At 61.2% G+C, this 21,998-nt stretch carries 22 protein-coding genes and 1 pseudogene; 14 read left to right on the plus strand and 9 right to left on the minus strand.

The features are described from left to right. Window positions 1-29 precede the first annotated feature (29 nt). Both BM132_RS02480 and BM132_RS02485 read right to left on the minus strand, forming a co-directional pair. Window positions 30-1,172: an MFS transporter gene (locus BM132_RS02480; protein WP_092452927.1), complete on the minus strand. Its 1,143-nt coding sequence runs from the start codon at window positions 1,170-1,172 to the stop codon at window positions 30-32. Window positions 1,173-1,347: 175 nt separating this feature from the next. Further along, complete coding sequence (locus tag BM132_RS02485; RefSeq protein WP_092452930.1) at window positions 1,348-2,841, minus strand: aldehyde dehydrogenase; 1,494 nt, start codon at window positions 2,839-2,841, stop codon at window positions 1,348-1,350. Window positions 2,842-3,081: 240 nt separating this feature from the next. Between BM132_RS02485 and BM132_RS02490 the strand changes: the two genes are divergently transcribed. After that, window positions 3,082-3,444 (plus strand): cupin domain-containing protein, encoded by a 363-nt coding sequence (locus tag BM132_RS02490; protein WP_092395008.1) that lies wholly within the window; start codon window positions 3,082-3,084, stop codon window positions 3,442-3,444. A 204-nt stretch (window positions 3,445-3,648) separates the two neighbouring features. Here BM132_RS02490 and rpmG read toward each other — a convergent pair whose 3' ends face one another. Both rpmG and rpmB read right to left on the minus strand, forming a co-directional pair. After that, the gene (gene rpmG, locus BM132_RS02495) at window positions 3,649-3,804 is read right to left on the minus strand and encodes a 50S ribosomal protein L33 (protein WP_003177274.1); all 156 of its coding nucleotides are present in this window, start codon (window positions 3,802-3,804) and stop codon (window positions 3,649-3,651) included. Between the two features lie 11 nt (window positions 3,805-3,815). Continuing rightward, window positions 3,816-4,049: a 50S ribosomal protein L28 gene (gene rpmB / locus BM132_RS02500; RefSeq protein WP_003177273.1), complete on the minus strand. Its 234-nt coding sequence runs from the start codon at window positions 4,047-4,049 to the stop codon at window positions 3,816-3,818. 436 nt (window positions 4,050-4,485) lie between these two features. Between rpmB and BM132_RS02505 the strand changes: the two genes are divergently transcribed. Next, a complete protein-coding gene (locus BM132_RS02505) occupies window positions 4,486-6,072 on the plus strand; it encodes an ABC transporter substrate-binding protein (RefSeq protein WP_092452933.1) in 1,587 nt (528 codons plus the stop codon). A gap of 135 nt (window positions 6,073-6,207) precedes the next feature. Here BM132_RS02505 and radC read toward each other — a convergent pair whose 3' ends face one another. Then, window positions 6,208-6,882 (minus strand): RadC family protein, encoded by a 675-nt coding sequence (gene radC, locus BM132_RS02510; protein WP_092395002.1) that lies wholly within the window; start codon window positions 6,880-6,882, stop codon window positions 6,208-6,210. 145 nt (window positions 6,883-7,027) lie between these two features. Between radC and coaBC the strand changes: the two genes are divergently transcribed. The 4 genes and pseudogenes from coaBC to argB all read left to right on the plus strand — a co-directional run bounded on the left by coaBC (window position 7,028) and on the right by argB (window position 11,284). Then, window positions 7,028-8,236 (plus strand): bifunctional phosphopantothenoylcysteine decarboxylase/phosphopantothenate--cysteine ligase CoaBC, encoded by a 1,209-nt coding sequence (gene coaBC, locus BM132_RS02515; protein WP_092452936.1) that lies wholly within the window; start codon window positions 7,028-7,030, stop codon window positions 8,234-8,236. Window positions 8,237-8,241: 5 nt separating this feature from the next. Beyond that, a complete protein-coding gene (dut, locus tag BM132_RS02520; protein ID WP_092394996.1) occupies window positions 8,242-8,697 on the plus strand; it encodes a dUTP diphosphatase in 456 nt (151 codons plus the stop codon). A 251-nt stretch (window positions 8,698-8,948) separates the two neighbouring features. Further along, window positions 8,949-10,352, plus strand: a pseudogene (locus BM132_RS02525) (phosphomannomutase/phosphoglucomutase); the annotation flags it as partial. Window positions 10,353-10,378: 26 nt separating this feature from the next. Beyond that, window positions 10,379-11,284 carry an acetylglutamate kinase gene (gene argB, locus BM132_RS02530; RefSeq protein WP_092394989.1) on the plus strand — a complete coding sequence of 302 codons (906 nt, stop codon included), beginning with the start codon at window positions 10,379-10,381 and terminating at the stop codon, window positions 11,282-11,284. Between the two features lie 170 nt (window positions 11,285-11,454). On the opposite strand, the gene pyrE is transcribed toward argB, so the two are convergent. After that, a complete protein-coding gene (pyrE, locus tag BM132_RS02535) occupies window positions 11,455-12,099 on the minus strand; it encodes an orotate phosphoribosyltransferase (protein WP_092452942.1) in 645 nt (214 codons plus the stop codon). Window positions 12,100-12,181: 82 nt separating this feature from the next. Between pyrE and BM132_RS02540 the strand changes: the two genes are divergently transcribed. After that, window positions 12,182-12,961 (plus strand): exodeoxyribonuclease III, encoded by a 780-nt coding sequence (locus BM132_RS02540; RefSeq protein WP_003177265.1) that lies wholly within the window; start codon window positions 12,182-12,184, stop codon window positions 12,959-12,961. Between the two features lie 175 nt (window positions 12,962-13,136). Here the strand turns inward: BM132_RS02540 and BM132_RS02545 are convergent, their stop codons facing one another. Both BM132_RS02545 and rph read right to left on the minus strand, forming a co-directional pair. Further along, window positions 13,137-13,505, minus strand: a complete 369-nt coding sequence (locus BM132_RS02545) for a DUF4870 domain-containing protein (RefSeq protein ID WP_047226168.1) — start codon at window positions 13,503-13,505, stop codon at window positions 13,137-13,139. Window positions 13,506-13,535: 30 nt separating this feature from the next. After that, window positions 13,536-14,258, minus strand: coding sequence for a ribonuclease PH (gene rph, locus BM132_RS02550; protein WP_047226169.1), 723 nt, complete (start codon window positions 14,256-14,258; stop codon window positions 13,536-13,538). 280 nt (window positions 14,259-14,538) lie between these two features. On the opposite strand from rph, the gene BM132_RS02555 reads away from it, so the two are divergent. The 6 genes from BM132_RS02555 (at window position 14,539) to BM132_RS02580 (ending at window position 19,834) form a co-directional block, all read left to right on the plus strand. Continuing rightward, on the plus strand, window positions 14,539-15,402 hold the full coding sequence (locus BM132_RS02555) for a YicC/YloC family endoribonuclease (RefSeq protein ID WP_047226170.1): 864 nt from the start codon (window positions 14,539-14,541) through the stop codon (window positions 15,400-15,402). Window positions 15,403-15,414: 12 nt separating this feature from the next. Then, window positions 15,415-16,035, plus strand: coding sequence for a guanylate kinase (gene gmk / locus BM132_RS02560; RefSeq protein WP_047226171.1), 621 nt, complete (start codon window positions 15,415-15,417; stop codon window positions 16,033-16,035). Between the two features lie 167 nt (window positions 16,036-16,202). Further along, window positions 16,203-16,466: a DNA-directed RNA polymerase subunit omega gene (gene rpoZ / locus BM132_RS02565; protein ID WP_003177259.1), complete on the plus strand. Its 264-nt coding sequence runs from the start codon at window positions 16,203-16,205 to the stop codon at window positions 16,464-16,466. Window positions 16,467-16,526: 60 nt separating this feature from the next. Then, entirely contained in the window at window positions 16,527-18,632 is a 2,106-nt protein-coding gene (gene spoT, locus BM132_RS02570) for a bifunctional GTP diphosphokinase/guanosine-3',5'-bis pyrophosphate 3'-pyrophosphohydrolase (protein ID WP_047226172.1), read from the plus strand. 27 nt (window positions 18,633-18,659) lie between these two features. Then, the gene (locus BM132_RS02575) at window positions 18,660-19,040 is read left to right on the plus strand and encodes a RidA family protein (protein WP_003229509.1); all 381 of its coding nucleotides are present in this window, start codon (window positions 18,660-18,662) and stop codon (window positions 19,038-19,040) included. A gap of 53 nt (window positions 19,041-19,093) precedes the next feature. Further along, window positions 19,094-19,834, plus strand: a complete 741-nt coding sequence (locus BM132_RS02580; RefSeq protein ID WP_076383093.1) for a hypothetical protein — start codon at window positions 19,094-19,096, stop codon at window positions 19,832-19,834. A 135-nt stretch (window positions 19,835-19,969) separates the two neighbouring features. On the opposite strand, the gene BM132_RS02585 is transcribed toward BM132_RS02580, so the two are convergent. Next, window positions 19,970-20,827 carry an SDR family oxidoreductase gene (locus BM132_RS02585; protein WP_092452944.1) on the minus strand — a complete coding sequence of 286 codons (858 nt, stop codon included), beginning with the start codon at window positions 20,825-20,827 and terminating at the stop codon, window positions 19,970-19,972. Window positions 20,828-21,015: 188 nt separating this feature from the next. Between BM132_RS02585 and exbB the strand changes: the two genes are divergently transcribed. Next, window positions 21,016-21,993, plus strand: coding sequence for a tonB-system energizer ExbB (gene exbB / locus BM132_RS02590; RefSeq protein WP_092394979.1), 978 nt, complete (start codon window positions 21,016-21,018; stop codon window positions 21,991-21,993). The last annotated feature ends 5 nt before the right edge of the window (window positions 21,994-21,998 follow it).

Genomic DNA, 21,998 nt, shown 5'->3' on the forward strand with positions numbered 1-21,998 from the left:
GGCAGCCCGTTTTTGTGGTGAGGGTGTGCTCAGGCCGTTTGGGTGGCCCCGAACGCCCCTTGGCGCAATAACAGAATCACCAGCCCGAACGCGCCCGCCGCCATGAACAAGGGCAGTGCATGCCCGCTGATCCATTGACTGCCCGCCCCCGCCGCCAACGGACCGATCAGGCAACCGATCCCCCACAACTGTGCAATATGGGCGTTGGCCCGCACCAATGCATCGTCGCGATAACGCTCGCCGATCAGGATCAGTGACAAGGTGAACAACCCGCCCGCGCTGGCGCCAAACAGCACCCACAGTGGCCAGATCAACAACGTATCGATCAGCAGTGGAACCGCCAGGCTCGACACCACCAGCGCCACCGCGCACCCCGTGAACAACGACCGGCGTGACAGGCGGTCCGCCAGAGCACCAATCGGCAACTGCAACAAGGCATCGCCGACCACCACCGTACTGACCATCGCCAGCGCAATGTCGGCGCTGAAGCCCTGACGCAAACAGTAAACCGGCAGCAAGGTCAGGATCATTGCCTCGAACGCCGCGAACAACGACACCGCCCAGGCGATGGCCGGCAACCCCCGACAAAACGCCCATAGATCCTTGAAAGTGACGCTGCAGGCTTCACTGCTGGGCGCGCCGCTGCGTCCCAGCAACAGCAATGGCGAGACCAGTAACAGACCGACCCCCACCCAGAAGCCGTAATCGTGATCCGTCCCCAGCGCGCCCAGCAGCAACGGGCCAGACAACTGACTCAGGGCGTAGCTGCTGCCATACAGCGCCACCAACCGCCCGCGCCATTGTTCGATCACCAGTTGGTTGATCCAGCTTTCACCCAGAATGAACACCAGGGTCAGGACGACGCCGATCATCAACCGCAGCAGCAACCAGATCGGATAACTGGGCAACAGCGCCAGCAACCCGATGGACACCGCCCCACCCCACAGGCACAAGCGCATCAACGCCGCCGTGCCGAACCGCGCCGCAAGCCGACTCGACACCTTGGCCCCGACCAGCACCCCAACAGCCGGCATGGCGGCCATCACCCCGATGGCAAACGAACCATAACCCCAGCCTTCCAGACGCAGCGACACCAGCGGCATGCTCACGCCCAGCGCCAAGCCGACACTCAGGACAGATGCCAACACGGCGAAATAGGTCGCCCAACGCATTTCCACACTCCTGTTTCAGGCACCACTCAAAACACTGTGGGAGCGAGCCTGCTCGCGATGACGGCGCAACATTCAACAGAGCTGTCGACTGTCATAGCGCTATCGCGAGCAGGCTCGCTCCCACAGGGGACCAGCACTGCATGCAGCCCCGGAACAGGATCCAGGGCCGTCAGTGTCAGAGCTTGATCCAGGTCGCCTTCAGCTCGGTGTACTTGTCGAACGCGTGCAGCGACTTGTCGCGGCCGTTACCCGACTGCTTGAAGCCGCCGAACGGTGCGGTCATGTCGCCGCCGTCATACTGGTTGACCCATACGCTGCCAGCACGCAGCGCCTTGGCGGTCAGGTGAGCCTTGGAAATGTCCTTGGTCCATACCGCCGCGGCCAGGCCGTACGGTGTGTCGTTGGCGATCTGGATGGCCTCTTCGGCGGTATCGAAAGCGATGACCGACAGCACCGGACCGAAAATCTCTTCCTGGGCAATTCTCATGGCGTTGCTCACCCCGTCGAAAATCGTCGGCTCGACATAGGTACCGCCGGTTTCTTCGAGGATCCGCTTGCCGCCGGCCACCAGCTTGGCGCCGTCGCTGTGACCGGCTTCGATGTAGGACAGCACGGTGTTCATCTGCTGGGTATCCACCAGGGCACCGACATTGGTGGCCGGGTCCAGGGGGTTGCCAGGTTTCCAGCCCTTGAGGGCTTCAATCACCAACGGCAGGAAGGTGTCCTTGATGGAACGCTCCACCAACAGTCGCGAGCCGGCGGTGCAGACTTCGCCCTGGTTGAAGGCGATGGCGCTGGCGGCGGACTCGGCGGCGGCTTGCAGGTCCGGGGCATCGGCGAACACAATGTTCGGGCTCTTGCCGCCGGCTTCCAGCCAGACACGCTTCATGTTGGACTCGCCGGAATAAACCATCAATTGCTTGGCGATTTTGGTGGAACCGGTGAACACCAAGGTATCGACGTCCATGTGCAGAGCCAGGGCCTTGCCGACGGTATGACCATAGCCAGGCAGCACGTTGAGCACGCCTTTCGGAATGCCAGCTTCAATGGCCAATGCTGCGATACGGATGGCCGTCAGCGGGGATTTTTCCGACGGTTTGAGCACCACCGAGTTACCGGTGGACAGCGCCGGGCCGAGCTTCCAGCAGGCCATCATCAGTGGGAAGTTCCACGGCACGATCGCGCCGACGACGCCCACCGGCTCACGGGTCACCAGGCCCAACTGATCATGTGGGGTCGTAGCCACTTCATCGTAGATCTTGTCGATGGCTTCACCGCTCCAACTCAACGCTTGAGCCGCACCGGGAACGTCGATGTTCAGGGAATCGCTGATCGGCTTGCCCATGTCCAGGGTTTCGAGCAGGGCCAGTTCTTCGGCGTTCTGCTTGAGCAGGCCGGCGAAACGGATCATCGTAGCTTTGCGCTTGCTCGGCGCCAGGCGCGACCAGACGCCGGAATTGAAGGTGGCACGGGCGTTTTCGACGGCGCGCTGGGCGTCGGCGACATCGCAACTGGCAATCTTGCCCAGCACACGGCCATCCACCGGGCTGAGGCAATCAAAGGTTTCGCCGGACACCGCTTCGGTGTATTCGCCGTTGATGAAGGCACGGCCTTCAATGGTCAAGTCGCGGGCGCGTTGTTCCCAGTCGGCACGAGTCAGGGTGGTCATGCGTGTCCTCCTCTTATTGAGAATGAACGCCACGCAATGCGCAGCGCTCCAAGAATTCTGCCCGGCCAACCTGTTCCGGCACTGTTTTTGGCCTAGGGCACCCGCCACCCTAAACCAGCGGCCAGTAATGTTTCAATATATTTGACACAACGCTGGCAAACGGCCTTGCGATGTTCGTTTTAATAAACATAGACTTTGGCTCTTCAGCCATTCGCGCCGTCATTACCGGGGAACTACCGCATGAGCATCCAGGACATCGTCGATTTCAGTCAGGCCAGTACCACCGCCGAACGCTATCGCCCGGACGCCGCCAAGGTGCTCAAGGGTGATCCCGAGCAAACGGTGTTCAACCACTACAGCAGCCCCTGCGGGCAAATGAACGCGGGCGTATGGGAAGGCGCGGTCGGCCAGTGGACGGTCAACTACACCGAACATGAATACTGCGAAATCGTCCAGGGTGTTTCCGTGCTGCGGGACAATGATGGCAATGCCAAGACCCTGCGGGCCGGCGACCGCTTCGTGATCCCGGCGGGGTTCAAGGGCACCTGGGAAGTGCTGGAGCCTTGCCGCAAGATTTATGTGGTGTTTGAACAGAAGGCTTGAGGATTTGCATCGTTAGATCTGACCTCATCGCGAGCAGGCTCGCTCCCACAGGGAATTGCGCTTGCCTGAAACTCAGGCATTACACAGCTCCAATGTGGGAGCGAGCCTGCTCGCGATGAGGCCCCGACAGGCAACAAAAACCCGGCAACAAAAAAGGCCCGTATCTCGCGATACAGGCCTTTTTCGTAAGTCGGGAAAAATCAATTACTTGATTTTGCCTTCCTTGTAGATCACGTGCTTGCGAACAACCGGATCATATTTCTTGATCTCGATTTTGTCCGGGGTAGTACGCTTGTTCTTGTCGGTAGTGTAGAAGTGACCAGTACCGGCGCTCGAGATCAAACGAATCAATTCACGCATGATTAGCTCCCTTAAACCTTGCCATCGCGACGAAGTTCGGCCAGCACGACACTGATGCCACGCTTGTCGATGATGCGCATGCCCTTGGCAGATACGCGCAGACGCACAAAACGTTTCTCTTCTTCAACCCAGAAGCGGTGATGCTGCAGGTTCGGCAGGAAACGACGACGGGTTTTGTTGTTTGCGTGGGAAATGTTATTCCCAGTCACCGGACCCTTACCGGTAACTTGACAGACTCTCGACATGCCTCAGCCCTCTAAAACCACATGCCCAACCCGGCATGGGTTGGCCGCTTAATCTCTCAGTCATTTGGCGCCAGGCGCCGCGTTTCTTTAAGGGTCTTACCGGCTACACCTACAGTGAAGGAACCGGGCCCCTAGAAAAGAGCGCTGCTTTATACCAGAAAGACCACAGCGCAACAACAGCCGGTGTGATTTGTCTTCGTAAGAAAGCGCCGATCAACGCCCCCGAACGGCTGGGGCACAGGCTGGCGCCGCCTTTGACCGCTCGTCGCTGCAGGCCGGTTTTTTTAACCGATGCCGAGCCTGAGCCGTCAATACAGCGCCGCAGGGTGCCGGAAAATGCAAAAAGGGGATAGTCATTTTCCAGCGAGGCCACTAGGGTAGGTCTTTTCCAGACTGCACATGCAGATGGGCCTTCGACTTGCACAGGAAACCGACCATGCGCCTCGCTGCCCTCCCACTGTTGCTCGCCCCTCTGCTGATCAGCCCGCTGGCCCAGGCCGCTGCCCTGAGCGTTTGTACCGAGGCCAGCCCGGAAGGATTCGATGTCGTTCAATACAATTCGCTGACCACCACCAATGCGTCCGCCGACGTGCTGATGAACCGCCTGGTGGATTTCGACACCGCCAGCGGCAAGGTCATCCCCAGCCTCGCCGAGAGCTGGGAAGTCTCGTCCGATGGACTGACCTACGTGTTCAAGCTGCGCCCGCAGGTCAAATTCCATCGGACCGAATACTTCACGCCGCGCCGCGATCTGACCGCCGAGGACGTCAAGTTCAGCTTCGAACGCATGCTTGACCCGGCGAACCCCTGGCACAAGATCGCCCAGAGCGGCTACCCCCACGCCCAGTCCATGCAGCTACCGAGCCTGATCAAGAAAATCGACGCGCTGGACCCGCTGACCGTGCGCTTCATCCTCGATCATGCGGATTCGACCTTCCTGGCCACCTTGAGCATGGGCTTTGCCTCCATCTATTCGGCTGAATACGCCGACCAATTGATGAAAGCCGGCACGCCAGAAGCACTCAACAACCAGCCCATCGGCACCGGCCCATTCATTTTCAACCGGTTCCAGAAAGACGCTTCGATTCGCTACAAGGCCAACCGCGACTATTTCGCCGGCAAACCCCAAGTGGATCCGCTGATCTTCGCCATCACGCCGGACGCGAATGTGCGCCTGCAAAAACTGCGGCGCAACGAATGCCAGATCGCCCTGTCCCCCAAGCCGCAGGACGTCCAGGCCGCCCGACAGGAGCCGACGTTGAAAGTGGCGCAGACCGACGCCTTCATGACCGCGTTCGTGGCGATCAACAGCCAGCACCCGCCCTTCGACAAGCCCGAGGTGCGACAAGCCGTCAATCTGGCCTTCGACAAGGCCAGCTACCTCAAGGCCGTTTTCGAGGGCACCGCCGAAGCGGCCAAGGGCCCCTACCCACCGAATACCTGGAGCTACGCCAAAAACTTGCCCGGCTACGCCCATGACCCGGCCAAGGCCCGTGACCTTCTGGCCAGGGCCGGTTTGAAGGACGGCTTTCAGACCACCCTCTGGACCCGCCCTTCCGGCAGTCTGCTGAACCCCAACCCCAGCCTGGGCGCGCAACTGCTGCAGGCCGACCTGGCGCAGATCGGCATTCAGGCCGAGATTCGCGTGATCGAATGGGGCGAACTGATCCGTCGCGCCAAGGCCGGGGAACATGACTTGCTGTTCATGGGCTGGGCCGGCGACAACGGCGACCCGGACAACTTCCTCACGCCGCAGTTTTCCTGCGCTGCACTCAAGTCCGGCACCAACTTCGCCCGCTACTGCAACCCGGACCTGGATAAAGTGATCAGCGCCGGCAAGACCACGAGCGAGCAGGGCGTGCGCACCAAACTCTATGAGCAGGCCCAGGCGCAGATCCAGCAACAGGCCCTGTGGCTGCCCTTGGCGCACCCGACCGCGTTCGCCCTGACCCGCAAGGATGTGCAGGGCTACTCGGTCAGCCCGTTTGGCCGGCAGGATTATTCGAAGGTCAGCCTCAAGTGACCCCCTGTCTGCATTAAAACCTGTGGGAGCGGGCTTGCTCGCGAAAGCGGTGGGTCAGCCCGCATTGATGTCGCCTGACACGACCTCTTCGCGAGCAAGCCCGCTCCCACAGGGATTGCCATTGCCTGACCGCGCCTACATCCACCCATACTCCGCCATCGACAGCGGCTCACCATCGCCAACAATGAAGTGGTCGAGCACCCGCACGTCGATCAGCTCCAGCGCCTCCTGAAGCCGCTCAGTGAGCAACCGGTCGGCCTGGCTGGGCTCGGTGTGCCCGGAGGGGTGGTTGTGGCACAGGATCAACGCTGCGGCGTTATGGGCCAGGGCGCGCTTGACCACCTGCCGCGGATAGACGCTCGCGCTATCGATGGAACCGCGAAACAAGGCCTCGTACGCCAGCACCCGATGCCGGGAATCGAGGAACAGGCAACCAAACACTTCATGAGGCTCGTGACGCAACATGGCCTTGAGGTAGTCCCGCACGGCCAGCGGACTCTCCAGCACCGAATCGCGCCGCAAATTTTCGGCCAGATGCCGACGCCCCATCTCCAGCACGGCCTGCAACTGCGCGAATTTCGCCGGGCCCAGCCCCAGTTGTGCGTTGAAGGTATGCAGATCAGCCTCGAGCAAAACCCGCAGGCCTCCAAATTGATGCAGCAGATGTCGCGCCAGGTCCACCGCGCTTTTACCCGACACACCTGTGCGCAAGAAAATCGCCAAAAGCTCGGCGTCCGAAAGACTCGCCGATCCCAACTCCAGTAACCGCTCCCGTGGCCGCTCGGCCACCGGCCAATCGCGAATACTCATAGCATCTCCCTGATTGTGGGCGCCGCTGTTCCGTAGCGGTCGCTGTGATATCGTAGCCCATCTTTTTTGCAGGCGATTTGCACCCAGGCAGGCTGCTGTCGAGGGGTTCGCCCTGCACTGACCATTGAAATCGAAAGGCAGGCCTATGCAGCGGCTGTATCGGAAACGCATCGTTCTGGGCGTCGGCGGCGGCATTGCCGCCTACAAGAGCGCCGAGCTGGTCCGCAGGCTTATCGACCAGGGCGCAGAAGTACGGGTCGTCATGACCCGCGGCGGCAGTGAATTCATCACTCCGCTGACCATGCAGGCCCTGTCCGGGCACCCGGTTCACCTGGACCTGCTCGACCCGGCGGCCGAAGCCGCCATGGGTCATATCGAACTGGCCAAGTGGGCCGACCTGGTGCTGATCGCCCCGGCCACGGCTGACCTGATCGCCCGCCTGGCCCAAGGTATCGCGGATGATTTGCTGACCACCCTGGTGCTCGCCACCGACGCCGTGGTCGCCGTCGCGCCGGCCATGAACCAGGCCATGTGGCGCGATCCGGCCACCCAGGCCAATCTGCAATTGCTCCAAAGCCGCGACCTGAAAGTCTTTGGCCCGGCTTCCGGCAGCCAGGCCTGCGGCGATGTCGGCATGGGACGCATGCTCGAAGCCAACGACCTGGCCCAGTGCGCCGCCGACTGCTTCCAGCGCCAGGCGCTGACCGGCAAGCATGTGCTGATCACCGCCGGACCGACCCAGGAAAACATCGACCCGGTGCGCTACATCACCAACCACAGCTCCGGGAAAATGGGCTTCGCCCTGGCCGAAGCCGCCGTGGAAGCCGGCGCCCGGGTCACCCTGATCACCGGCCCTGTGCATTTGCCCACCCCTGATCGGGTCACCCGCATCGACGTGGTCAGCGCCCGGGACATGTTGGCGGCCTGCGAAGCGGCCATCCCGTGCGATCTGTTCATCGCCTCGGCGGCGGTGGCGGACTACCGCCCCGAAGTCGTCGCCCCGCAAAAATTGAAGAAAGACCCTACGAGCGGCGACGGCCTGCTACTACAAATGGTGCGCAATCCGGACATCCTCGCGACCATCGCCACCCGCCCGGACCGTCCGTTCAGTGTCGGCTTTGCCGCCGAAACCGAGCACCTGCTCGATTACGCCGCGCGCAAGCTCAAGGACAAGAACCTGGACCTGATCGTCGCCAACGACGTCGCCAACCCGAGCATTGGCTTCAACAGCGAAGAAAACGCCTGCAGCGTGATCGACCGCCAGTTGCACGCCACCCTTTTCGCCCAGACCAGCAAGAGCAAGATTGCCCGCCAGCTGATCACTTTTATCGCCGAACGGCTGAACCAGGTTTAATTGACATGCACGCTCTACAAGCCAAAATCCTCGACCCTCGCATCGGCACCGAATTCCCGCTGCCGCAATACGCCACACCGGGTTCCGCAGGCCTCGACCTGCGGGCCATGCTCAAGCAGGACACCGTCCTGGAACCAGGCCAGACCCTGCTGATCCCAACCGGCCTGTCGGTGTACATCGGCGACCCGGGCCTGGCTGCGCTGATCCTGCCGCGCTCGGGCCTGGGCCATAAGCATGGCATCGTGCTGGGCAACCTGGTGGGCCTGATCGACTCCGATTACCAGGGCGAACTGATGGTGTCGTGCTGGAACCGTGGTCAAACGGCGTTCAACATCGCCGTGGGCGAGCGCATCGCCCAACTGGTGCTGGTTCCGGTGGTCCAGGCGCACTTCGAATTGGTGGAAGAATTCGACGAGAGCCAGCGTGGCGCTGGCGGCTTCGGGCATTCCGGCAGCCACTGATCCCGCTGTTTCAGGCCGGGCGTCTCGCCCGGCCCATTTATTAAGCTTCTGTTTCAGGACGAAAAATGCGCACAGGCTGGCAGCAAGGTTTCCCACCCGGAATCAATGTATTAGGCGATAGTGGCCAGGTAACGCTGTCTCATGGCACTTTCCCACCGCGAACTCTCTGTCAAAAACGCCGTCATACCCTTCAGTTTGAGCCTGCCGACGCGAACCGCCGGCCTGTCCAGTCATCTTCCTGATAGAGCGCCCCGCCCATGAACACCCCAGCCGCAATCGCCCCGATCTTCCCTGACAGCATCTTCCGCGCCTACGACATCCGTGGCGTGGTGCCGGAGACCCTCACCGCCGAAACCGCCTATTGGATCGGCCGCGCCATCGGCTCCCAGAGCCTGGCGCAGGGTGAACCGAACGTGTGCGTCGGTCGCGATGGTCGCTTGTCCGGCCCCGAGCTGGTTGAACAATTGATCAAAGGGGTTGCCGACAGCGGTTGCCATGTCAGCGACGTGGGCCTGGTGCCGACACCAGCGCTGTACTACGCCGCCAACGTGCTGGCCGGTAAATCCGGCGTGATGCTCACCGGCAGCCACAACCCGTCGAACTACAACGGCTTCAAGATCGTCATCGCCGGCGACACCCTCGCCAACGAGCAGATCCAGGCGCTGCACACCCGCCTCAAAACCAACGACCTGACCAGCGGCCAAGGCAGTATCACCAAGGTCAATATCCTCGAGCGCTACAACGACGAAATCGTCAAAGACGTCAAACTCGCCCGTCGCCTGAAAGTGGTGGTCGATTGCGGCAACGGCGCGGCCGGCGTGATCGCCCCACAACTGATTGAAGCCCTGAACTGCGAAGTCATCCCGCTGTTCTGCGACGTGGACGGCAACTTCCCCAACCATCACCCGGACCCGGGCAAGCTGGAAAACCTGCAAGACCTGATCGCCAAGGTCGAGGAAACCAACGCCGACCTGGGCCTGGCCTTCGACGGCGACGGCGACCGCGTGGGCGTGGTGACCAACACCGGCAGCGTGGTGTTCCCGGACCGCCTGCTGATGCTGTTCGCTCGCGACGTGGTGGCGCGCAATCCGAACGCCGAAATCATTTTCGACGTTAAATGCACCCGCCGCCTGGTGCCGCTGATCAAGGAATACGGCGGTCGCCCACTCATGTGGAAAACCGGCCACTCGTTGATCAAGAAGAAAATGAAAGAGAGTGGCGCCCTGCTGGCCGGCGAAATGAGCGGCCATATCTTCTTCAAGGAGCGCTGGTTCGGTTTCGACGACGGCATTTACAGCGCCGCGCGCCTGCTGGAAATCCTCAGCAAAGAGAAATCCTCGGCCGAAGAGCTCTTCGCGACCTTCCCGAACGATATTTCTACGCCGGAAATCAATATCCATGTGACCGAAGAGAGCAAATTCAGCATCATTGATGCACTGCACGACGCTCAATGGGGCGAAGGGGCCGAACTGACCACCATCGACGGTGTACGGGTCGACTATCCCCAAGGCTGGGGCCTGGTTCGCGCGTCCAACACCACGCCGGTGCTGGTCCTGCGTTTCGAGGCTGACAACGAAGCCGAACTGCAGCGCATCAAGGATGTGTTCCACACCCAACTCAAACGTGTTGCACCTGATCTTCAACTACCGTTCTGATTTTTGAAGCACCACCGGAGCCCTGAATGACCCTCGAACGCGAAGCCGCCGCCAATACCGCCAAGGTCCTGTCCGAAGCGTTGCCTTATATCCGACGCTATGTCGGCAAGACCCTGGTGATCAAATACGGCGGCAACGCGATGGAAAGCGAGGAGCTGAAAACCGGCTTCGCCCGCGACATCGTGCTGATGAAGGCCGTGGGCATCAACCCGGTGGTGGTGCACGGTGGCGGCCCGCAGATCGGTGACCTGCTCAAGCGCCTGTCGATCGAGAGCCACTTCATCGACGGCATGCGCGTCACCGACTCGCAGACCATGGATGTGGTGGAGATGGTCCTCGGCGGCCAGGTCAACAAGGACATCGTCAACCTGATCAACCGTCATGGCGGCAGCGCCATCGGCCTGACAGGCAAGGATGCCGAGCTGATCCGGGCGAAGAAACTCACCGTCACCCGCCAGACGCCGGAGATGACCCAGCCGGAAATCATCGACATCGGCCATGTGGGCGAAGTGGTCGGCATCAACACCGACTTGCTGAACCTGCTGGTCAAGGGCGACTTCATCCCGGTCATCGCGCCCATCGGCGTCGGCGCCAACGGTGAGTCGTACAACATCAACGCCGACCTGGTGGCGGGCAAGGTTGCCGAAGCATTGAAAGCCGAAAAGCTGATGCTGCTGACCAACATCGCCGGCCTGATGGACAAGACCGGCAAGGTCCTGACCGGATTGTCGACTCAACAGGTCGATGAACTGATCGCCGACGGCACCATCTACGGCGGCATGCTGCCGAAGATCCGCTGCGCACTGGAAGCGGTCCAGGGCGGCGTCGGCAGCTCGTTGATCATCGACGGCCGCGTACCGAATGCAATTTTGCTGGAAATCTTCACCGATACCGGCGTGGGTACGTTGATCAGTAATCGCAAGCGTCCGTAATCGGCACCCTATAAAAAGCCCCCGCTCAACCTGATTGAGCGGGGGCTTTTTTTATGCACTACTTGTGGGAGCGAGCCTGCTCGCGATAGCGGTGGTTCAGCCAACATAAATGTTGAATGACAAATGGCTATCGCGAGCAGGCTCGCTCCCACAAAGGAATGTGCAAATCTTTAAACGCCAAACTGCGCCCGATAAGCCTCAACCGCCGGCAAATGCTGCTTGAGCTGCGGGTCGTCGGCCAAGAATTCCAGGACCTGATTCAGCGACACGATGCTGACCACCGGAATGCCGAAGTCACGCTCCACTTCCTGGATCGCCGACAACTCAGCGTTGCCGCGCTCTTGGCGGTTCAGGGCGATCAGCACACCGGCGGCCTTGGCGCCGTCCTGGGAAGCGATGATCTGCATCACTTCGCGGATAGCGGTGCCGGCGGTGATCACGTCGTCGATGATCAGCACTTTACCGGTCAGCGGCGCGCCCACCAGGCTGCCCCCTTCACCATGAGCCTTGGCTTCCTTGCGGTTGAAGCACCAGGGCAGGTCGCGCCCGTGGTGTTCGGCCAGGGCGACGGCAGTGGTGGCGGCCAGAGGAATGCCTTTGTAGGCCGGGCCGAACAGCACGTCGAACGCAATGCCGCTCTCGACAATGGCCGCCGCATAGAAACGGCCCAGTTGCGCCAGGGCTGCACCGGTGTTGAACAGGCCGGCATTGAAGAAGTACGGGCTCGTGCGGCCGGACTTGAGGGTGAACTCACCGAAGCGCAAAACGCCGCGATCGATGGCAAAACGAATGAAATCGCGCTGATACGCCTGCATGAAAAAAGCCCCAAATACCACGGATTTAGCTAAATAGGTACACGCCGTGTATCATACACGCACGTGATTTTTGGGGCCATTTATGCGGATCATCAGTGTGAACGTCAATGGTATTCAGGCTGCAGTGGAGCGAGGGTTGCTCAGTTGGCTGCAAGCACAGAATGCCGACGTCATCTGCCTGCAGGACACCCGCGCCTCCGCCTTTGAACTGGACGATGCAGCCTTCCAACTGGATGGTTACTTCCTTTATGCCTGCGATGCCGAAGTCCCCGCCCAGGGTGGCGTGGCTTTGTACTCGCGGCTGCAACCGAAGGCTGTCATCAACGGTCTCGGTTTCGAGACGGCGGACCGCTACGGGCGCTACCTGCAAGCCGACTTCGACAAGGTCAGCATCGCGACCTTACTGCTCCCTTCGGGGCAGAACGGCGATGAAGATTTGAATCAGAAATTCAAGTTAATGGACGACTTCGCCCGTTATCTGGATAAACAGCGGCGCAAACGTCGCGAGTACATCTATTGTGGCTCGCTGTACGTGGCGCAACAGAAGCTGGATATCAAGAACTGGCGCGACAGCCAGCAATCCCCGGGCTTCCTGGCGCCGGAACGGGCCTGGATGGACGAGATTGTCGGCAACATGGGCTATGTTGACGCCTTGCGGGAAGTCAGCCGTGAAGGCGACCAGTACAGCTGGTGGCCAGACAACGAACAGGCCGAGATGCTCAACCTCGGCTGGCGTTTCGACTACCAGTTGCTGACGCCTGGTCTGCGCCGCTTCGTGCGCAGTGCTCGCCTGCCGCGCCAGCCACGGTTCTCGCAGCATGCGCCACTGATCGTGGATTACGACTGGACGCTGACGATCTGAGTGTCGTTTCGCAGCCACAAAAAAACCGACAGCCCTGTCGGTTTTTTTGTGGACAACCCTTTCTACTGTGAAAGCGAGCCTGCTCGCGATGGCGCAGTTACATTCAACATTGATGTTGACTGAAACACAGCTATCGCGAGCAGGCTCGCTCCCACAGGGGAATACTCATCGATCGTTATTTGACCAGCCGCCACGTAAACGGATACCGATATGGCTGCCCTTCATTGGCCTTCACCCCACCGATGATGGTCAGCACCAGCGCACCGATAGCCACCAGCCCGAACAGGAAGAAGCCGATCACCACGATCATCAATAGCAGGCTGATCGCCGAGGCAATTGCCACCGTGATCTGGAAGTTCAGCGCTTCCTTGCCCTGGGCATCGATGAACGGGTCAGTCTCGCGCTTGAGTTGCCAGAGCACCAGCGGACCGATCAGCGTACCGAACGGAATCCAGATGCCCAACAAGGCGGACAAGTGACAGAACATCGCCCATTGACGCGCCTCCTTGCTGGGCTGGGGCAGTAGGGTTTGCTCATCACTCATGACGTTCTCCTTGTCTGAAGCGCGAAACGATCAGTCAGCCAGTGCGGCTTTTTGCAGTTCGAAAATCTCGTTCATGCCTTTCTTTGCCAATTCCAGCATAGCGCTCAATTCTTCCGGCTGGAACGGCGCGCCTTCGGCGGTGCCCTGGATTTCGATGAATCCACCGGCGCTGGTCATGACCACATTCAGGTCGGTCTCGGCGGCGGAATCTTCCAGGTAGTCCAGGTCCAGCACCGGCTCGCCCTGGTACATGCCCACGGACACCGCGGCGATCATCTGCTTGAGCGGATCGCCGCCCTTGAGGCCGCCACGCTTCTTGATCACTTTCAAGGCATCGGCCAGCGCGACCATGGCGCCGGTGATGGACGCGGTGCGAGTGCCGCCGTCAGCCTGGATCACGTCGCAATCGACATACAGCGTCACGTCACCGAGCTTGGACATGTCCAGCGCGGCGCGCAGCGAACGGCCGATCAGGCGCTGGATTTCCAGGGTACGTCCGCCCTGCTTGCCGCGGCTGGCCTCGCGCTGGTTGCGCTCACCGGTGGAGCGCGGCAGCATGCCGTATTCGGCGGTCAGCCAGCCTTGACCCTGGCCCTTGAGGAACCGTGGCACACCGTTTTCGACGCTGACGGTGCAGATGACTTTGGTATCACCGAATTCGACCAGTACAGATCCCTCGGCGTGTTTGGTGTAGTTGCGGGTAATGCGGATCGAGCGAAGCTGATCGGCAGCGCGACCACTTGGACGTTTCATAGGGAACACCTGTACAGAGGACGGAAAACTGCCGAGCATTATAGAGCCATGGGCCGCCATAGGGCAGTTTAAACGTCGCGCAGTTCCAAAGAACCGCTGCCACGAGCCGAGCCCCATTGACCTCTGACCGACGAGCCGCAGCGCTTTGTCACATGCACGGTTTGGGGGCATGCACCTCACTGCGCTACAATCCTGCGCCTTTGCTGCCCTTTGGCTTTTATCCACAGATACCAGGCGCTACGACTACCCGTTGCGTCCGCCTGCATTGCGAGGAATCTCCATGGTGCACAGCATGACCGCCTTCGCCCGCGTCGAGAAAGCCGGCATCCAAGGCACGCTGAGCTGGGAACTGCGCTCGGTCAACAGCCGCTACCTGGAGCCGCACCTGCGCCTGCCCGAATCCTTTCGTGACCTTGAAGGTAGCGTGCGTGAAGCCCTGCGCCAGGGCCTGTCCCGAGGCAAGCTGGAATGCACCCTGCGCTTCACCGAGGAAAGCACCGGCAAGGCCTTGCAGGTGGACCGCGAGCGCGCCGCGCAACTGGTGGCTGCCGCCGAAACCGTCGCCAGCCTGATCAAGCACCCCGCGCCTCTGAACCCGCTGGAAGTCCTGGCCTGGCCCGGCGTGCTGGTAGGTGATGCGAGCGACCCGCAGGCCCTGAATGCCGAAGCGCTGGCGTTGTTCAATCAAGGCCTGAAAGAACTCAAGGCCGGCCGCGAGCGCGAAGGCGCGGAGCTGGCCCGGTTGATCGACGAGCGCCTGACCTCCATAGAGGAAGACGTCGTCACCCTGCGCGAACTGGTCCCGCAAATGCTCGCCACCCAACGTCAGAAGGTGCTCGACCGCTTCGTCGACATGAAGGCCGAGCTGGACCCGCAGCGCCTGGAACAGGAAATGGTCATGCTCGCGCAAAAGAGCGACGTGGCCGAAGAACTGGATCGCCTGAGCACCCACATCATTGAAGTTCGCCGGGTGCTCAAATCCGGTGGTGCGGCCGGTCGCCGCCTGGACTTCCTGATGCAGGAACTCAACCGCGAAGCCAACACACTGGGCTCCAAAGCCTTCGACCCGCGCAGCACCCAGGCTGCGGTCAACCTCAAGGTGTTGATCGAGCAAATGCGCGAACAAGTGCAGAACATTGAGTAAGGCTAACCCGACATGACCCACAGCACCGGCACTCTCTACATCATTTCCGCGCCTTCGGGCGCCGGCAAGACCAGCCTGGTCAAGGCGCTGATCGACGCCGAGCCGCAGATCCGCGTCTCGGTCTCGCACACCACCCGCGCCATGCGCCCGGGCGAAGTGGACGGGGTGAACTATCACTTCGTCGACCGCGAACAGTTCGTGAAAATGGCCGAGCACGGGGACTTCCTCGAGCGAGCCGAAGTCTTCGGCAATCTCTATGGCACCTCGCAAAGCTATCTGCAGCAAACCCTGGACGAAGGCCACGACCTGATCCTGGAAATCGACTGGCAGGGTGCCGAGCAGGTCCGCAAGCTGATGCCCCAGGCCCGTTCGATCTTTATCCTGCCACCGAGCCAACAGGCCTTGCGCCAGCGCCTGACCAATCGCGGCCAGGACAGCGACGACATCATCGAAGGCCGGATGCGCGAAGCGGTCAGCGAAATGAGCCACTACGTCGACTACGATTACCTGATCATCAACGACGATTTCGCCCACGCACTGGACGATCTGAAGGCGATTTTCCGCGCCAGCCAGCTGCAACAGAAACGCCAGCAGCAACGTTTCGGTAAATTATTGGCCGAACTGCTGGGTTGAACAGCCCTTCCCAAAACCGCTGCGACGGCTTTACATTGGAGCTTGCAGCGGGTCGAGGGGGTTGGTTAAAAAATCAGCGCTTCCCTAAACGCTGGCGTTTTTTTAAACTGTCGAGTCCGCTCGCCCAACCGGGCAGCGCGCATATTGCATTCGCTCCGAGGAATACCATGGCCCGCGTAACCGTTGAAGACTGCCTAGAACACGTGGAAAACCGCTTTGAGCTGGTCATGCTCTCTACCAAGCGTGCCCGTCAACTGGCCACCGGTGGCAAAGAGCCGTTGGTCCAGTGGGAAAACGACAAGCCTACCGTGGTAGCGCTACGTGAAATCGCCGAAGGCCTGATGAGCTACGAGTTCATCGCCAACGCTGAAATCGTTGAAGACGAACCGCTGTTCGCAGCGTTCGAGGACGAGTCCAACGAGGCGGTCTAAGCCTATGCCTGGTCGACGTAGCACGGCGCGGGGTCACAGCAAACGGCAGGAGTCATTATCATGCCGAGCATAGACGCCCTCGCCGATCGCTTATCGGCCTACCTCGGCACGGACCAGGTCAACCTGGTCCGCCGAGCCTATTTCTACGCCGAACAAGCCCACGACGGCCAGCGCCGCCGCAGCGGCGAGGCGTACGTCACGCACCCGCTTGCGGTGGCGAACATTCTTGCCGACATGCACATGGACCATCAAAGCCTGATGGCGGCGATGCTGCATGACGTGATCGAAGACACCGGAATTGCCAAGGAAGCGCTGCAAGCGCAGTTCGGCGAAACCGTGGCCGAACTGGTCGACGGGGTCAGCAAACTGACCCAGATGAACTTCGAGACCAAGGCCGAGGCCCAGGCGGAAAACTTCCAGAAAATGGCCATGGCCATGGCGCGCGACATTCGCGTGATCCTGGTCAAGCTCGCCGACCGCCTGCACAACATGCGAACGCTGGAAGTGTTGTCCGGTGAAAAACGCCGGCGAATCGCCAAGGAAACCCTGGAAATCTATGCGCCCATCGCCAATCGCCTGGGCATGCACGCGATTCGCATCGAGTTCGAAGACCTCGGCTTCAAGGCCATGCACCCGATGCGTTCGGCGCGGATCAATCAAGCCGTCAAGCGCGCCCGGGGCAATCGCAAGGAAATCGTCAACAAGATCGAAGAGTCCTTGAGTCACTGCCTGACCATCGACGGCATCGAAGGCGAGGTCAGTGGCCGACAGAAACACCTCTACGGCATCTACAAGAAGATGCGCGGCAAGCGTCGGGCCTTCAACGAGATCATGGACGTCTATGCGTTCCGGATCATCGTCGACAAGGTCGATACCTGCTACCGCGTATTGGGCGCTGTACATAATTTGTACAAACCATTGCCAGGGCGCTTCAAGGACTACATCGCGATTCCCAAGGCCAACGGCTACCAGTCGCTGCACACCACGCTGTTCGGCATGCACGGCGTACCGATCGAAATCCAGATCCGCACCCGCGAAATGGAAGAGATGGCCAACAACGGCATCGCCGCGCACTGGCTGTACAAGTCCAGCGGCGACGAACAACCCAAGAGCACCCACGCCCGGGCCCGCCAGTGGGTCAAAGGCGTGCTGGAAATGCAGCAGCGGGCCGGCAACTCCCTGGAATTCATCGAAAGCGTGAAGATCGACCTGTTCCCGGACGAGGTCTACGTGTTCACGCCCAAAGGCCGGATCATGGAGCTGCCCAAAGGCTCCACGGCGGTGGACTTTGCCTATGCAGTACACACCGACGTCGGCAACAGCTGCATCGCGTGCCGGATCAACCGCCGCCTGGCGCCGTTGTCCGAACCGCTGCAAAGCGGCTCCACGGTGGAAATCGTCAGCGCCGCCGGCGCGCGGCCAAACCCGGCATGGCTCAACTTTGTAGTCACCGGCAAGGCTCGCACGCACATCCGCCACGCCCTGAAGCTCCAACGCCGCTCCGAATCCATCAGCCTGGGCGAACGCTTGCTCAATAAAGTCCTCAACGGCTTCGACAGCTCCCTGGACAAGATCCCGGCCGAACGCGTGCAGATCATGCTCAGCGAGTACCGCCTGGAACTGATCGAAGACCTGCTGGAAGACATCGGCCTGGGCAATCGCATGGCCTACGTCGTCGCCCGCCGCCTGCTCGGCGAAGGCGAACAGTTGCCTAGCCCTGAAGGCCCGCTGGCCATTCGTGGCACCGAAGGCCTGGTGCTCAGTTATGCCAAGTGCTGCACGCCGATTCCTGGCGATCCGATTGTCGGCCATCTGTCCGCCGGCAAAGGGATGGTGGTGCACCTGGACAACTGCCGCAACATCAGCGAAATCCGCCACAACCCGGAAAAATGCATCCAGCTCTCCTGGGCCAAGGATGTCACCGGCGAATTCAATGTCGAGCTGCGGGTCGAACTGGAGCACCAGCGTGGCCTGATCGCCTTGCTGGCCAGCAGCGTCAACGCCGCCGACGGCAATATCGAAAAAATCAGCATGGACGAGCGTGATGGCCGCATCAGCGTCGTCCAACTGGTGGTCAGCGTGCACGACCGCGTACACCTGGCCCGCGTGATCAAGAAGCTGCGCGCCCTGACTGGCGTCATCCGCATCACTCGCATGCGCGCATAGCTCCCCATCCAATACAAGGAGTCATAAATGACCAAGACCGTTATCACCAGCGACAAAGCCCCGGCCGCCATCGGTACGTATTCCCAGGCAATCAAGGCGGGCAACACCGTGTACATGTCGGGCCAGATCCCGCTGGACCCGAAAACCATGGAACTGGTAGAAGGCTTCGAAGCCCAGACCGTGCAGGTGTTCGAGAACCTCAAGGCCGTGGCCGAGGCTGCTGGTGGTTCGTTCAAGGACATCGTCAAGCTCAACATCTTCCTCACCGACCTGAGCCACTTCGCCAAGGTCAACGAGATCATGGGCAAGTACTTCGACCAGCCTTACCCTGCCCGCGCCGCCATCGGCGTAGCAGCCCTGCCGAAGGGTTCGCAGGTTGAGATGGACGCCATCCTGGTCATCGAGTAACAAGCCCGGCGCAGCCTTCCCCTGCTGCGCCGTTTTCGTTTAAGGATTCCACCATGCGCAAAGCGCTTGCTCTTTCGCTGGCTGCCCTGCTGTTGGGCGGCTGCGCCAGCGACCCTGCCGACCGTGATATCAGCGGCACCTGGATCAACCAGGCGGCAATCGACGCCGCCGCCAAGGGCGGCCCGCTGCGCGAGGCGCTGCAGGCCTATGGCCCGAACCTGGAATGGGACGTCAACACCCGGGCCGGCCAGGCACGCTACACCAACGGTTTCGAGAATGTCGAAGGCAAGCTGCTGGGCGAAGAAGACGGGGCGTGGAAAGTCGATTTCTACGGCAGCTCCGCCAGCGAACTGCAACGCGACGGCGACCAGTTGAACCAATCCGCCACCGAGAACGAACCGCAGCAAGTGTTCGAGCGCGCCCAGGTCCAGGTGCCGGAGGGTGCACCGCTGGGCGCCAGTTTCGAACGGGCGCTGTATACCGCCTATCTGGGCGGCACCTGGAACATCGTCAACGGCCCAGGCCAAGGTGCCAGCGTGCAGTTCCAACCCGACGGCCAGGTCAGCGGACTGCCAGGCGCCGACCGCTACGCCCTGTGCCTGGCCGGCGACTGTGCATCCATGAGCGGCGGCAACGACAACATCTGGCTGCAACAGAACGGCCAGGGCAACACCTGGATCTTCTCCCGCGACGGCAAGAAACTGGAAATTTTCCAGACCGTTAATGCGGCACTGGCGGATGAAATGCCTTCGTTTACGCCGGGTGACCGGCAGTGGGTGTTGGAAAAGCAGTAGGAGCTGCGACGCGATTCCCATGTGGGAGCGGGCTTGCTCGCGAAGGCGGCATGACAGTCAACGAAGATGTTGGATGCCAGGGCCCCTTCGCGAGCAAGCCCGCTCCCACAGTTTGTTTTTGGGGTGTCAGGAGAATCAGCAGCGCCCTTCCAGAATCGCCGCATACCCCTCACGAAAACTCGGATACTGCGGCGTCCAGCCCAGGGCCTTGGCTCGGGCATTGCTGCAGCGCTTGCTGCCGGCGCGGCGGACGCTGGCGTTTTCGGCCCATTGGGTAACGCCCATGTACTCGCGCAGCCAGCCCACCACCTCGGCCAGCGCGGCGGGCGCGTCGTCGACACCGATGTAACAGTCTTCCAAGGTTTTGCCCTGGCGATCGGCTTCCAGCAGGAAGGCCAGCAGACCCGCCGCGTCGTCGGCGTGGATGCGGTTGGCATACAGGGGCGGGTCTTCCACCACGCTATAGCCCTGGCGCACCTGGCTCAGCAACCATTCGCGACCCGGACCATAGATGCCGGTCAGGCGTACGCGGCTGGCCGGGATGCCGCTATCCAGCGCCAGTTGCTCCGCTTCGAGCATCAGTCGGCCGGAATAGCCACCGGCCACGCTGGGCGAGGTTTCATCGACCCACTCGCCACCCTGCTGCCCGTAAACGCTGCTGCTGGAGACAAAAAGCAGTCGTTTGGGGCGCTGACCGTGCTGCTTCAGCCAGCTCAACACATGCTGTAACCCTTGGACATAAGCCGCGCGGTAGCCCGCCTCGTCATGTTCGGTGGCGGCGACGCTGTACACCATGTAATCCAGTGGACCGGTGGGCCAATCAGCGGGACATTGCTCCTTGAACAAGTCCCCCGCCACCCCGACAACCCCGGCCGGTAGCTGCGAAACCGTACGGCGCAAGCCGTAGACCTGCCACTGCTCGACCCGCAACTGGCTCGCCAGGCGACCACCGATATCACCGCAGCCGGCGATCAAAACAGAAGGCGCGGACATCAAAATCTCCTCTCATAAAGCCGCAGACTAGCTGCCAGAAGGGACGAGCGGCTAGCAATGCAGGAAAAAAAGATACTGTATTACTTTTGTTAACAAGAATTACTTGCAATAATGCACGCCAGTTTTGTTCTCGGCCCTCGAGGCCTGGAAGAACATCAACCTTCTTTATCCTCTCAGGTCCGGCCAGCATGACACGCTATCTCCCCTCCGCTTCGCCAACCAATCGACCTCGCACCTGGAGCGCCATGGCAGCCCTGCTGCTCAGCCTGCTGCTGGCGCCCAGCGCATTTGCCGACGCACAAGCGCCGGCCACGACCCCGGCCGAAGCCCCCGCTGCCATCCAAACGCCTGTCGATGCCGCCCAGCCCGTAGCCGCTCCTCAGGCCATCGACCCGGCCCAGGCCGTTGAAGCCAACGCCGTAGACGCCCCTGAAGTGCTCGAAGCCGACAACACCTTGGGCATGGCCCACGATCTGTCGCCATGGGGCATGTACCAGAACGCCGACATTATCGTGAAAATCGTCATGATCGGCCTGGCCATCGCCTCGATCATCACCTGGACCATCTGGATCGCCAAGGGCTTCGAGCTGATGGGCGCCAAGCGCCGCTTGCGCGGTGAAATCGCCAACCTGAAAAAAGCCACCACCCTCAAAGAGGCCAGCGCCTCTGCAGCCAAAGAAGGCACCTTGGCCAATCTGCTGGTTCACGACGCCCTCGAAGAGATGCGCCTATCGGCCAACAGTCGCGAGAAGGAAGGCATCAAGGAGCGCGTGAGCTTCCGCCTCGAGCGTCTGGTCGCGGCCTGCGGTCGCAACATGAGCAGCGGCACCGGCGTGCTCGCCACCATCGGTTCCACCGCGCCGTTCGTCGGCCTGTTCGGCACCGTGTGGGGCATCATGAACAGCTTCATCGGCATCGCCAAGACCCAGACCACCAACCTCGCTGTCGTGGCCCCCGGCATCGCCGAAGCCCTGCTCGCAACGGCTCTGGGTCTGGTCGCGGCGATCCCGGCGGTGGTCATCTACAACGTGTTCGCCCGCTCCATTGCCGGTTACAAGGCCCAGGTCTCCGACGCTTCGGCCGAAGTCCTGCTGCTGGTCAGCCGCGACCTCGACCACCTGCCGCCCGAGCGCGGCTCGCAACCGCACATGGTGAAAGTGGGGTAATCGGC

Source organism: Pseudomonas sp. NFACC45 (genome assembly GCF_900113505.1).
GTDB classification, from domain to species: domain Bacteria; phylum Pseudomonadota; class Gammaproteobacteria; order Pseudomonadales; family Pseudomonadaceae; genus Aquipseudomonas; species Aquipseudomonas tehranensis.

Coding starts and splice junctions, on each gene's coding strand:
- BM132_RS02580 (WP_076383093.1), top strand. CDS start 19,094: ATGCGCAAAGCGCTTGCTCTTTCGCTGGCTGCCCTGCTGTTGGGCGGC.
- BM132_RS02505 (WP_092452933.1), top strand. CDS start 4,486: ATGCGCCTCGCTGCCCTCCCACTGTTGCTCGCCCCTCTGCTGATCAGC.
- BM132_RS02540 (WP_003177265.1), top strand. CDS start 12,182: ATGCGGATCATCAGTGTGAACGTCAATGGTATTCAGGCTGCAGTGGAG.
- BM132_RS02485 (WP_092452930.1), bottom strand. CDS start 2,841: ATGACCACCCTGACTCGTGCCGACTGGGAACAACGCGCCCGCGACTTG.
- rpoZ (WP_003177259.1), top strand. CDS start 16,203: ATGGCCCGCGTAACCGTTGAAGACTGCCTAGAACACGTGGAAAACCGC.
- argB (WP_092394989.1), top strand. CDS start 10,379: ATGACCCTCGAACGCGAAGCCGCCGCCAATACCGCCAAGGTCCTGTCC.
- coaBC (WP_092452936.1), top strand. CDS start 7,028: ATGCAGCGGCTGTATCGGAAACGCATCGTTCTGGGCGTCGGCGGCGGC.
- BM132_RS02480 (WP_092452927.1), bottom strand. CDS start 1,172: ATGCGTTGGGCGACCTATTTCGCCGTGTTGGCATCTGTCCTGAGTGTC.
- rpmB (WP_003177273.1), bottom strand. CDS start 4,049: ATGTCGAGAGTCTGTCAAGTTACCGGTAAGGGTCCGGTGACTGGGAAT.
- BM132_RS02555 (WP_047226170.1), top strand. CDS start 14,539: ATGGTGCACAGCATGACCGCCTTCGCCCGCGTCGAGAAAGCCGGCATC.
- BM132_RS02575 (WP_003229509.1), top strand. CDS start 18,660: ATGACCAAGACCGTTATCACCAGCGACAAAGCCCCGGCCGCCATCGGT.
- pyrE (WP_092452942.1), bottom strand. CDS start 12,099: ATGCAGGCGTATCAGCGCGATTTCATTCGTTTTGCCATCGATCGCGGC.
- exbB (WP_092394979.1), top strand. CDS start 21,016: ATGACACGCTATCTCCCCTCCGCTTCGCCAACCAATCGACCTCGCACC.
- BM132_RS02585 (WP_092452944.1), bottom strand. CDS start 20,827: ATGTCCGCGCCTTCTGTTTTGATCGCCGGCTGCGGTGATATCGGTGGT.
- rpmG (WP_003177274.1), bottom strand. CDS start 3,804: ATGCGTGAATTGATTCGTTTGATCTCGAGCGCCGGTACTGGTCACTTC.
- rph (WP_047226169.1), bottom strand. CDS start 14,258: ATGAAACGTCCAAGTGGTCGCGCTGCCGATCAGCTTCGCTCGATCCGC.
- BM132_RS02545 (WP_047226168.1), bottom strand. CDS start 13,505: ATGAGTGATGAGCAAACCCTACTGCCCCAGCCCAGCAAGGAGGCGCGT.
- dut (WP_092394996.1), top strand. CDS start 8,242: ATGCACGCTCTACAAGCCAAAATCCTCGACCCTCGCATCGGCACCGAA.
- gmk (WP_047226171.1), top strand. CDS start 15,415: ATGACCCACAGCACCGGCACTCTCTACATCATTTCCGCGCCTTCGGGC.
- BM132_RS02490 (WP_092395008.1), top strand. CDS start 3,082: ATGAGCATCCAGGACATCGTCGATTTCAGTCAGGCCAGTACCACCGCC.
- radC (WP_092395002.1), bottom strand. CDS start 6,882: ATGAGTATTCGCGATTGGCCGGTGGCCGAGCGGCCACGGGAGCGGTTA.
- spoT (WP_047226172.1), top strand. CDS start 16,527: ATGCCGAGCATAGACGCCCTCGCCGATCGCTTATCGGCCTACCTCGGC.